Genomic DNA, 10,614 nt, shown 5'->3' on the forward strand with positions numbered 1-10,614 from the left:
TCTGTAGAAAATGCGATAGAATGAGTTGTATGAGACATATATAATTCCTCCTTTGGATTGGTTCAGCGACTTTATTTTAAAGGAAATTTATATATGTTTCTATTTTTTGCGTAAAAATAGTGTTAGCGACATATTTTGTCACTAACACTATAAATTATAGAACCAAAAAAAGAAGAACTCTAAAATGGAGTTCTTCTTTTTGGATGTTAAATTTTCTTTATAGCCCGTTATTTTTAACAATAAAAGCTTCAAAAACTTTTTTAGTAAGTGAAATTGTGAAAGTAAGTAACACTAAGCTAATAATTGTACCTTCTCTTACGACAAAGGGTAAAGAACTAGCGACAGAGATAATAATAGAAATTGTTACTGAGAAAATATCGATACCATAACGTAATTTTGCAAAAGGGATAGGATGTTTATTAGAAATCTCTACGCAAACACTTTCAATCGGGAAAGCAAGCGTTTTTAAATTTAAGACCATACCTGTACCCAACCCAGCAACAATCGACCCTAACATAAATAAACCTAACTTACTTGCATAATGTGTAATCTGAATGGCATCAAATACTTGGTATGTGAAAAAATTAATAACGAAGCCAAGTGATAATACTGCAATGGCTTGTATCAAATAGGCCAACGGTTTTTTTGCTTTTGTGAGATAAATATATAACATTAAAAAGCAAAGGTTAACAATCGTCGTCATTGTACCCACTTTAACTGCGAATAGACCAGCTAAGCTTAAATTTAAAGCATTGAAGCTGCTTACTCCAACATTTGCAGCAATAGTTAAACTAATTCCAAAACCTGTTAATGTATAAAATAATAACGATAAAAATAATAAACCTGTTTTTTTCATGTGAACATCATTCCTTTCACTTGTAATATATCAAGAAACGATAGATAATAATGTGAGATATAGCACATTTTTCGAATAAAAAATTTAAGGAAACTAAGATTAGAGGTGCATAATGAAAAAAATAAGCTTGAGTAATGCTCAACACTATAAAAAATTATGGCAACCTGTCAGTAATTTGACATCATTTCAAATTGAAGAAATTGCTCACATTGAAACATTTGAAAAAGGGCAACACATCATTCGTCATGATGAAGGAACAGAAACCTTATTTATTTTATTACAAGGGAAAGCAAAAATATACTTATTACATGAAGACGGTAAACAACTAATCGTGCACTTTGTTCAAAAAGGGGAGTTAATCGGTGAACTGAGTTTGCTTGGTGTTGAAGAACGGACAAAAGATGTGGTTGCACAAATCGATTGTATTTGTCTTGCTATTCCATTAGCCGACTATAAAGAACGATTATTAACAGATATAAGCTTCTTACAACAATTAAATGTTTATTTAGCAAAAAAAATGTTGAATCGGACAGAACGTTTTGGTCAAGGGTTAAATTATCCATTGCTTAATCGACTCGCCGCTTTTATTTTATATACTGAGAATGAAGGACTCTATCATGAAAAACATACCGAGGTAGCAGAATATTTGAGCAGCAGTTATCGTCATCTGTTGCATACTTTTGAACAATTGCGTGAAAAAAACATCATTATTAAGGAAAAACGAGGTTATCGTATTATTGATCGTACGGAGTTAGAACGTTTGGCAGGGGAGATAAAGAGTTGATTATCAAGACTTTATAACATGTCTACGAAGTTATTATCTTATAAAAAAGGAGATGGGAAATTGCTACTTAATCAATTGAAATATTTTGTTGCTGTTGTTGAAAATAATAGTTTTACAGAAGCTGCGAGTCGTTTATATGTGTCGCAATCAGCGGTTTCTCAACAGATTCAAGTGTTGGAAGAAACACTAGGCGTTGTATTATTAACAAGGCAGCATCGTCGTTTTCAATTAACACCAGCAGGCAACCATTTTTATCAACGGAGTAAGATGATTCTTGCACAAGTTGATGAAATGACCAAAGAAACCATAACGATTGGCACAAATGAGGAAGTAGAACTCAAAATTGGTTATTTACGTGTGTATGGTGGTCAAGAACTACATGAAGCCATTACGCAGTTTTCAGAAATATATCCTGAAATTACCCTAAGTGTGATAAATGGGACGCACGAAGAACTTTACCATGAAATAATAAATGATCGTGTTGATATTATTTTAAGTGACCAACGTCGTGCTTTTTCAGATGAATGCGTGAATTTTGAGTTGGTGAAATCACCTATGTATGTTGAGATATCGAAGCGGCATCCATTGAGTGAAACAAACATACTGACCTTGAAAATGTTAGAAAATACACCATGTATTTTAATCGCTGCCAATGAACAAAAAGCAGTCGAAGAGGAGTATTACAAAAATACACTTGGTTTCAGTGGTCATTTTATCTTTGCAGAAAATTTAGAGGCTGGCCGCTTGTTAGTAGCAGCCAATCAAGGTTTTCTTCCAATCGAAAGCGTCGGAACATTGGCGCCCGTCACTAGCAGAGTTAAGCGACTTCCCTTATACAGAACTGAGCAACCCATTATCAGAAATTATTGTGCGTTTTGGATGAAAAGAACAGCTAACTACTATATTGAAGAATTTGCACTGATTTTACAAAAGTTATTACAGAAAGATGCCACTCTATAAATGAGCGGCTTTTTTTGTATAAGTAATACTTATACTAGCGATTAGTAACTCAAATTGATAGGGCATTATCCAAGTATTACAATGAATGTATCATAGAAGAGGGGGAAGAAAATGATGATCACAAAAGCAGCAGAAGCTTATCATGAAAAAATGTTTCCCGACTATCAATCCAGTTTTTTAGAAACGGATCCAGAATTTATTACATTGTTTGATAACTTTGCATTCGATACTGTTATAAATCAAGCTGATTTCGATAATAAAACGAGAATGCAGGTTATCCTTGCCGTTTTGATTGGTTGTCAAAGTTTGGCTGAATATAAGGCGATGTTACCCGCTGCATTAAATTTTGGTGTGTCTCCAATTGTTGTGAAAGAAATTATTTATCAATCCGTTGCTTATTTAGGAATCGGTCGTGTGTATCCTTTTTTAATCGCAACAAATGACATTTTAACAGAAAAAGGTATTGCTTTACCACTTGCTAATCAAGCCACAGTAACAGAAAAAACACGACTTTCAGATGGTGAAGCAGCACAAATTGCTATTTTTGGCGAAGAGATGAAAGGATTTGCGCAATCAGGACCAAAATTAAGTCGCCATATTAACCAGTGGTTAACTGAAAATTGTTTTGGTGACTACTACACTCGAACTGGTTTAGATTTAAAACAAAGAGAGCTTTTAACCGCTTGCTTTTTGTTAGCACAAGGAGGCTGCGAGCCACAGTTAATCGCACATTTTAAAGCAAATATTCGCTTGGGCAATGACCCGGAATTTTTAGTAACGATGATATCCCAATGTATACCCTATATTGGTTATCCGCGCTGTTTAAACGCATTGCGTTGTCTTACTGAAGCTGAAATGAATGAATAAATAAATCTATTAAATAGGAGGAATTACAATGGACTATGTAAAATTTGGTAATACAGGAATGGATGTTTCTAAAATATGTTTAGGCACAATGGGATTTGGTGATCCTAATAGTGGATTCCATGAATGGGTCATTGAGGAAGAAGAAAGTACCGAAGTTATCAAAAAAGCATTAGACGTAGGCATTAATTTTTTTGATACTGCAAATATTTATTCGTATGGAGCAAGTGAAACGATATTAGGAAACGCTCTGAAAAAACATGCCAATCGCGATGAAATTGTTGTGGCAACAAAGGCATACATGAAAATGAAAGATGCCCCTAATAGTGGCGGTTTATCACGTAAGGCGTTATTTTATCAATTAGACCAAAGTTTAGAACGGTTACAAATGGATTACGTTGATTTGTTTATCATTCATAGATGGGACTATGAGACACCCATTGAAGAAACGATGGAAGCCTTACATGATATTGTAAAAGCTGGTAAAGCTCGTTATATTGGAGCCTCTGCGATGTATGCTTGGCAATTTGCAAAAGCACAACAAGTTGCTGAAAAAAATGGTTGGACAAAATTTGTTTCTATGCAGAATCATCTCAACTTGTTATATCGTGAAGAAGAACGTGAAATGTTACCGCTATGTGAAGATCAAGGGGTGGCGGTTACACCATATAGTCCATTAGCATCGGGGCGATTAACACGTGATTGGGAAGCAACAACAGAGCGTTATCTAAAAGATCAAACGGCAAAATCAAAATATGATAAAACAGCTGAACAGGATAAAATAATTGTTCAACGGGTGGCAGAAATAGCGGAAAAATACAATGTGAAACGTGCTCAAGTTGCATTGGCATGGTTGCTTCAAAAAGAAGCAGTGGTATCTCCTATCATTGGTGCAACAAAAATAAGCCATCTATTAGATGCTTTACCTGCAATCGATTTACAGCTAGACCCAGCAGATATTAGCTACTTAGAAAGGGCCTACTTACCTCACGAAGTTGTTGGGGCCATTTAATACAAAGCTAAAGAATGAAAAGGGGGAGCTAAGATGGCAAAGTTTGAAGAAATTAAACAGGGAACAATCTTTCCAATTGGAGAAAAAAACGAGGCATTTGCCCATTATTTTACAGGACAAAGTTATTTGCAAACATTGGTGGCTGATGAAGCTATTGATGTTGGTGTAGCAACAGTCAGCTTCGAACCTGGTTGCCGTAATAATTGGCATATCCACTGTAACGGCTATCAACTATTGCTAGTGACAGGTGGTGAAGGATGGTATCAGGAAGAAGGCGAAGTCGCACAATCATTAAAAGTAGGGGATGTCGTTGCAACGCATGACGGAGTGAAACATTGGCATGGCGCCAAAAAAGATAGTTGGTTCGAACATATTGCCATCACAGCAGGAACACCAGAATGGCTTGAAGCAGTGGCGGATGATTGGTACCAAGCACTTTAGTTATAGTTGAAAAAGATAAGAATGACTTTTGAAAACGCAGAGATCTATCTGCGTTTTTTTGCATAGACAATTTAATTACACATCAATTTAAAATTAAACGCGCTCATTTAGACAAGGTAATTGTCTTTACAGGCAAATACATGTAAAATAGGGGTATGCATAAAAATTGAGGTGAAATCGATGCTTGAAAAAACAACGCGTATCAATATGCTTTTCGCCTTTTATCAACCTTTGCTAACAGCAAAACAAAGCGAGTACATGACGCTGTACTATGAGGATGATTATTCGCTTGGAGAAATCGCTGAAGAGTATGAAATCTCACGCCAAGCGGTTTACGATAACATTAAACGAACGGTGAAAATTCTTGAAACTTATGAAGAGAAACTGGGGCTTGTTGCTGTCTTTAAAAAGCAAAACGATATTGTCACAGGTTTAAGGCATCAAATCACTGAAAATCAGTGGGAAGATCCTAAAGTAACTGCTCTATTAAATGAACTTGATGAAATTAACTTATATTAGGAGGTCCTACAATGGCTTTTGAAGGATTGTCAGAACGATTACAGAATACGATACAAAGAATGCGTGGAAAAGGTAAGATTAGTGAAGCAGACGTTAAAGAGATGATGCGTGAGGTACGCCTTGCATTGCTTGAAGCGGATGTTAACTTTAAAGTTGTTAAAAACTTTGTTAAAACAGTAGGAGAGCGTGCGATTGGTCAAGATGTCATGAGCAGCTTAACACCAGGTCAGCAAGTCGTTAAAATCGTTAATGAAGAACTAACTGACTTAATGGGTGGAGAAGAAAGCAAGCTCACAATGAGCACACAACCTCCAACCGTATTAATGATGGTTGGTTTACAAGGTGCTGGTAAAACAACGACGACAGGTAAATTAGCTTCGTTATTACGTAAAAAATACAATAAGAAACCATTATTAGTTGCTGCCGATGTTTATCGTCCAGCTGCGATTCAACAACTTGAAACACTAGGGAAACAACTGGATATGCCTGTATTTAGTATGGGAGATCAAGTGAGTCCCGTTGAGATTGCTAAAAAAGCAATTGAACATGCTAAAGCGGAACATTTAGATTACGTTTTAATCGATACAGCAGGTCGCCTGCATGTTGATGAAGCATTAATGACTGAATTAGTTGAAGTGAAAGAAATAGCGAAACCTGATGATATTTTACTTGTTGTCGATGCGATGACAGGTCAAGATGCAGTGAATGTTGCACAAAACTTCAACGAAACACTTGAATTAACAGGTGTAGTACTAACAAAATTAGACGGGGATACTCGTGGTGGGGCAGCATTATCAATCCGCTCTGTTACTGGGAAGCCAATCAAATTCGTTGGTATGGGTGAAAAACTGGATGCGTTAGAACCTTTCCATCCTGATCGTATGGCATCACGTATATTAGGTATGGGTGACGTTATGAGCTTGATTGAAAAAGCACAAGCTAACGTTGATGAAGAAAAAGCAATGGAATTAGCGAATAAAATGAAAGATAATTCAATGACATTCGATGATTTCTTAGAACAATTGCAACAAGTTAAACAAATGGGACCATTAGATGATTTATTAAAAATGATTCCAGGTATGAACAAAATGAAAGGCGTCGAAAACATGTCGATTGATGACAAACAAATGGCGCACATCGAAGCAATCATCAAATCAATGACAACGAAAGAACGTACAGATCCAACGTTGTTAAATGCAAGTCGTCGTCGCCGTATTGCAACTGGGAGTGGACGTCCTGTGCAAGAAGTGAATAAACTTGTTAAACAATTTGATGAAATGAAAAAAATGATGAAACAAATGAGTGGAATGGGCGGTAAAAAAGGTAAAAAGAATCCTTTAGCAGGCCTTGGTGGCAATTTTAAACTGCCATTTTAAACTTTTTTGAAGATGTAAAGAAAAAATACTTTACAACCAGAAGAATTGATGGTAATATTAATTCTTGTGAGATACAAATTATGGAGGTGTTATTCAAATGGCAGTTAAGATTCGTTTAAAACGTATGGGTTCTCGTAAATCTCCTTTCTACCGTGTCGTAGTAGCAGACTCACGTTCACCACGTGATGGTCGTTACATCGAAACAGTTGGGACATTTAATCCTTTAACTCAACCAGAAACAGTTGTAATTAATGAAGAATCTGTTTTATCATGGTTAAGCAAAGGTGCGCAACCTTCTGATACAGTTCGTACTTTATTATCATCAAAAGGAATTTTAGAAAAATTCCACAACGCTAAATACTCTAAATAAGATATTAAGCAATCATATTTAATGAAACCGTCCCATCATTTATATTCATTTATGATGTGGGCGGTTTTTTTATTTTATTAAAGAGAGGTGCTCGTATGAATATTTTGCAACGTATCCAAGTCAAGCGAGTCTTAACAACGGAAGCGCTTGAACATATTCAAGAATCTTTTGACCTGAAAAAAAAGCAACTTCAAATGGAAATTGAACAATTGAAATTTCAACAGAAGAAACAGCTTCACCTTTCTAAACAACCAGAAGATAAAATTACAGCCTACTTTGTTAATGAAATAGAAAAACGAGAAGAACAACTTGCTATCATTGTTTATGAAGGCGATCAACTCAATATATTACCCCTCGGTTCTGAAATTATCGAACGGGAAGTTGAAGCGTTGGTGCCGATTAAAGTGGGTGACCAATGGTCGTCAATCCAAACCAATAAAGAAATCGTGATTAAAGACGATATTATAATAGAAATTAGAACGAGGTGAAACACAATGACAGAATATTTGAATGTAGGTAAGATTGTTAATACGCACGGTGTTCAAGGTGAATTACGTGTGATGAGTGTGACCGATTTTGCTGAAGAACGTTTCCAAGTGGGTAATGAATTAACAATGTTTAAACCAGGTGAAACAAAACCGACGAAAGTTAAAATTTTAACACACCGTCAACATAAAAACTTTGATTTGATTACACTGGAAAATGTGTATAACTTAAAATTAGCTGAGGAACTTAAAAACAGCGAACTCAAAATTGAAAAAGATCGTGTACAAGCATTGCCAGAAGGCGAATATTACTACCATGAAATTTTAGGATGCGTTGTTTTTGCTGAAGACGGCTCTAAAATTGGTGAAGTTAAAGAAGTTTTAGAAACAGGTGCCAACGATGTCTGGGTTGTAAAAGATGCCAAAGGGAAAGATCAGTTAATTCCATTTATCCCATCAATCGTATTAGAAGTTGATGTTGCTGAAAAACGTATTGTGATTGAAGTGATAGAAGGGCTGTTAAGCTAATGAAAATTGATATCCTTACGCTATTTCCAGAGATGTTTAAAGGTGTCACTGAATCATCAATTATCAAAAATGCGATTGAAAAAAAGTTGGTCGATGTAACGGCGACTGATTTTCGTCCTTTTTCGACACATCGTCAAGGTCATGTGGATGATTATCCTTATGGTGGTGGCGCAGGGATGCTCTTAATGGCACAGCCATTATTTGACGCTGTAGCGCATTTGAAAAAAGATGAGGTAAAACCCCGCGTTATCTTGCTGGACCCCGCAGGTGTGCCTTATACGCAGAAATTAGCGGAAGAACTTGCACAAGAAGAACAATTAATTATGATTTGTGGGCATTATGAAGGTTATGATGAACGTATTCGCGAGCATCTAGTAACAGATGAAATCTCAATCGGTGATTATATCTTAACAGGTGGCGAAGTTGGTGCAATGGCGATTATGGATAGTGTGGTGCGTTTGTTACCAGGTGCATTAGGTAATGATGAATCTGCTATTACTGATTCATTTTCAACTGGTTTACTGGAACACCCACACTACACGCGCCCAGCAGAGTTTCGTGGGTTAGAAGTGCCTAGTATCTTAACAAGCGGCCATCATGCTAATATCGAGCGCTGGCGCCATGAGGAATCATTACGACGTACAGCAGTGCGTCGCCCTGATTTATTGGAAGTTTATCCATTAACTGATGAAGACCGAGCCTTTTTAAAAGCAGAAAACCTTTTTGAAGCTAAAGAAACAAACATATAAAGAATAACTACTTGTCAGGCAACTAATAATATGATAACATTACATGGTGACTGAAAAAATCAGTCCAATTAACGATATTCCGCTTTGCGTCAATAGTGCGAAAGAATGTCCGTTGAGGAGGAGAAAATTAAATGCATATTCTTGATGAAATTACTAAAGGTCAATTGCGTACTGATGTACCGGATTTCCGTCCTGGTGACACTGTCATCGTACACGCGAAAGTTGTCGAAGGAACACGCGAACGTATCCAACTTTTTGAAGGTGTGGTTATTAAACGTCGTGGTGCTGGAATCAGCGAAACTTTCACTGTTCGTAAAATTTCTTACGGCGTAGGTGTTGAGCGTACATTCCCTGTACACACTCCACGTATTGCTAAATTAGAAGTTAAACGTCACGGTAAAGTACGTCGTGCTAAATTGTACTACTTACGTGAATTACGTGGTAAAGCTGCACGTATCAAAGAAGTTCGTCGCTAAGAATCGCTTAATCGCGTTCAAAGGTACAACTTTTGGAGACCCCTTGTTTATACAAGGGGTCTTTTTTACTGTCCTCGTTGCGAAGACATGAGCTTACGAGGACAGTATGGGACGGAAATTGCGGAGGCAATTGAGTACCAATCCTTTTGATTAGTCTCGTTACGAAGACATGAGCTTACGAGGACAGTATGGGTGCTAATATCGTAGTGGATTTATTCGCTTTACGAGATTAGTATGGGACGGAGCGACAGCGAGTACCAATCCATAGGGAATGGAGTACCACTCCATGTATTAATAACTAAAGAGTACCACTCCATGTATTAATAACTAAAGAGTACTACTCCATGTATTAATAACTAAAGAGTACTACTCCATAGAAAATTGATTACCAACTTATTAGCAGATTCTCTCCCAAGTAGTGTAGATGAGAAAAATAAAGCACAAAACCCCCCAAAAAATCTAATTTTAGGGGGGGTATTATTAAAAATTATCTAATAGCTGTGCTTGCGCGTCGACACGTTCTTTAATTTTAGCTACAAATTCTGTGGGGCTTGTAACGGTTATAAAGGGTCCAAATGATAGTAGGCGAATGAGTAGTTCTGTTTCATCGCCGAGATCATAGTGAATTGTGAGTTGGTAGCGCGTATCATCTAAACGTTGTGTACTTTTATTGTAATCAGCAAAATGTAGCATGCTGCGTTCTAAGGCTTTGCGTTTATCAACAAGAATACAAGTCATCTGTGCTTGTCTACGCCGTGCTGTAATTGGTAATTCAAGATACTTGCGTGTCGCCTTAGCTGAATGAACAGTAAGCATACGATTGAGATTCAGTGTGACTTCAAAGCGACTGTTGCGTAACAAGCGCCATGCACGTAAGCGAAAGAGATTGTTTTTCTGTGAATATTCCAGTTTAACAGGTAAAAAGAGCGCTTTTTTACTGGGAATATTCGGACGTCGTTGATACTCAATTTTCACAGGTTGCTTTGCGTTTATCGCAGCGAGGAGTTGTTTAAAATGAGCGTGTTGTTGTTTTTGCTCAACCAGCGAGTCTACTTGGTTAAATTGATCATAGTAAGTCACCGCTTCTAAATCAAACAAAGGTTCAACATGGATAAGTTGCTGTTGTAATTCTGCAATCTCAGCCTTATCCAAAAAGAATAATAATCGAGGATCATTTATAAGTGTCTTTAGCCA

At 36.8% G+C, this 10,614-nt stretch carries 14 protein-coding genes; 12 read left to right on the top strand and 2 right to left on the bottom strand.

Annotated elements, in window-relative coordinates:
• Window positions 1–217: 217 nt before the first annotated feature.
• Window positions 218–856 carry a DUF6198 family protein gene (locus IKV95_RS10785; protein ID WP_287451831.1) on the bottom strand — a complete coding sequence of 213 codons (639 nt, stop codon included), beginning with the start codon at window positions 854–856 and terminating at the stop codon, window positions 218–220.
• 112 nt (window positions 857–968) lie between these two features.
• Between IKV95_RS10785 and yeiL the strand changes: the two genes are divergently transcribed.
• From yeiL to rplS, 12 genes are all read left to right on the top strand, one after another.
• Window positions 969–1,640 carry a transcriptional regulator YeiL gene (yeiL, locus tag IKV95_RS10790; protein WP_069119094.1) on the top strand — a complete coding sequence of 224 codons (672 nt, stop codon included), beginning with the start codon at window positions 969–971 and terminating at the stop codon, window positions 1,638–1,640.
• A gap of 60 nt (window positions 1,641–1,700) precedes the next feature.
• Window positions 1,701–2,600: a LysR family transcriptional regulator gene (locus IKV95_RS10795; RefSeq protein WP_069119096.1), complete on the top strand. Its 900-nt coding sequence runs from the start codon at window positions 1,701–1,703 to the stop codon at window positions 2,598–2,600.
• A 111-nt stretch (window positions 2,601–2,711) separates the two neighbouring features.
• Window positions 2,712–3,467 (top strand): carboxymuconolactone decarboxylase family protein, encoded by a 756-nt coding sequence (locus IKV95_RS10800; RefSeq protein WP_287451832.1) that lies wholly within the window; start codon window positions 2,712–2,714, stop codon window positions 3,465–3,467.
• Between the two features lie 28 nt (window positions 3,468–3,495).
• Complete coding sequence (locus tag IKV95_RS10805) at window positions 3,496–4,476, top strand: aldo/keto reductase (protein ID WP_287451833.1); 981 nt, start codon at window positions 3,496–3,498, stop codon at window positions 4,474–4,476.
• Window positions 4,477–4,509: 33 nt separating this feature from the next.
• Window positions 4,510–4,917 carry a cupin domain-containing protein gene (locus tag IKV95_RS10810; RefSeq protein WP_069125814.1) on the top strand — a complete coding sequence of 136 codons (408 nt, stop codon included), beginning with the start codon at window positions 4,510–4,512 and terminating at the stop codon, window positions 4,915–4,917.
• Between the two features lie 180 nt (window positions 4,918–5,097).
• On the top strand, window positions 5,098–5,436 hold the full coding sequence (locus IKV95_RS10815; protein ID WP_029091015.1) for a putative DNA-binding protein: 339 nt from the start codon (window positions 5,098–5,100) through the stop codon (window positions 5,434–5,436).
• Between the two features lie 11 nt (window positions 5,437–5,447).
• The gene (ffh, locus tag IKV95_RS10820; RefSeq protein ID WP_029091014.1) at window positions 5,448–6,812 is read left to right on the top strand and encodes a signal recognition particle protein; all 1,365 of its coding nucleotides are present in this window, start codon (window positions 5,448–5,450) and stop codon (window positions 6,810–6,812) included.
• Between the two features lie 97 nt (window positions 6,813–6,909).
• Window positions 6,910–7,182 carry a 30S ribosomal protein S16 gene (rpsP, locus tag IKV95_RS10825; protein ID WP_029091013.1) on the top strand — a complete coding sequence of 91 codons (273 nt, stop codon included), beginning with the start codon at window positions 6,910–6,912 and terminating at the stop codon, window positions 7,180–7,182.
• Window positions 7,183–7,277: 95 nt separating this feature from the next.
• Window positions 7,278–7,670 carry a YlqD family protein gene (locus IKV95_RS10830; RefSeq protein ID WP_069119102.1) on the top strand — a complete coding sequence of 131 codons (393 nt, stop codon included), beginning with the start codon at window positions 7,278–7,280 and terminating at the stop codon, window positions 7,668–7,670.
• Window positions 7,671–7,676: 6 nt separating this feature from the next.
• Entirely contained in the window at window positions 7,677–8,195 is a 519-nt protein-coding gene (gene rimM / locus IKV95_RS10835) for a ribosome maturation factor RimM (RefSeq protein WP_029091011.1), read from the top strand.
• Window positions 8,195–8,944: a tRNA (guanosine(37)-N1)-methyltransferase TrmD gene (gene trmD, locus IKV95_RS10840; protein WP_069119104.1), complete on the top strand. Its 750-nt coding sequence runs from the start codon at window positions 8,195–8,197 to the stop codon at window positions 8,942–8,944. Before rimM ends, trmD begins: the two co-directional genes overlap by 1 nt.
• Window positions 8,945–9,075: 131 nt before the next feature.
• Window positions 9,076–9,420: a 50S ribosomal protein L19 gene (gene rplS / locus IKV95_RS10845; protein WP_029091009.1), complete on the top strand. Its 345-nt coding sequence runs from the start codon at window positions 9,076–9,078 to the stop codon at window positions 9,418–9,420.
• A 480-nt stretch (window positions 9,421–9,900) separates the two neighbouring features.
• Here the strand turns inward: rplS and IKV95_RS10850 are convergent.
• Window positions 9,901–10,614: WYL domain-containing protein (locus tag IKV95_RS10850; RefSeq protein WP_287451837.1), on the bottom strand; the 714-nt coding region annotated here is incomplete at its 5' end.

Source organism: Brochothrix sp. (genome assembly GCF_017549435.1).
Taxonomy (GTDB): Bacteria; Bacillota; Bacilli; order Lactobacillales; family Listeriaceae; genus Brochothrix; species Brochothrix thermosphacta.

Excerpts from the sequence above, each read along its gene's own strand:
- IKV95_RS10830 (WP_069119102.1), top strand. The coding sequence starts at position 7,278 with ATGAATATTTTGCAACGTATCCAAGTCAAGCGAGTCTTAACAACGGAA.
- yeiL (WP_069119094.1), top strand. The coding sequence starts at position 969 with ATGAAAAAAATAAGCTTGAGTAATGCTCAACACTATAAAAAATTATGG.
- IKV95_RS10810 (WP_069125814.1), top strand. The coding sequence starts at position 4,510 with ATGGCAAAGTTTGAAGAAATTAAACAGGGAACAATCTTTCCAATTGGA.
- IKV95_RS10785 (WP_287451831.1), bottom strand. The coding sequence starts at position 856 with ATGAAAAAAACAGGTTTATTATTTTTATCGTTATTATTTTATACATTA.
- IKV95_RS10815 (WP_029091015.1), top strand. The coding sequence starts at position 5,098 with ATGCTTGAAAAAACAACGCGTATCAATATGCTTTTCGCCTTTTATCAA.
- IKV95_RS10800 (WP_287451832.1), top strand. The coding sequence starts at position 2,712 with ATGATGATCACAAAAGCAGCAGAAGCTTATCATGAAAAAATGTTTCCC.
- rpsP (WP_029091013.1), top strand. The coding sequence starts at position 6,910 with ATGGCAGTTAAGATTCGTTTAAAACGTATGGGTTCTCGTAAATCTCCT.
- trmD (WP_069119104.1), top strand. The coding sequence starts at position 8,195 with ATGAAAATTGATATCCTTACGCTATTTCCAGAGATGTTTAAAGGTGTC.
- IKV95_RS10805 (WP_287451833.1), top strand. The coding sequence starts at position 3,496 with ATGGACTATGTAAAATTTGGTAATACAGGAATGGATGTTTCTAAAATA.
- rplS (WP_029091009.1), top strand. The coding sequence starts at position 9,076 with ATGCATATTCTTGATGAAATTACTAAAGGTCAATTGCGTACTGATGTA.
- rimM (WP_029091011.1), top strand. The coding sequence starts at position 7,677 with ATGACAGAATATTTGAATGTAGGTAAGATTGTTAATACGCACGGTGTT.
- ffh (WP_029091014.1), top strand. The coding sequence starts at position 5,448 with ATGGCTTTTGAAGGATTGTCAGAACGATTACAGAATACGATACAAAGA.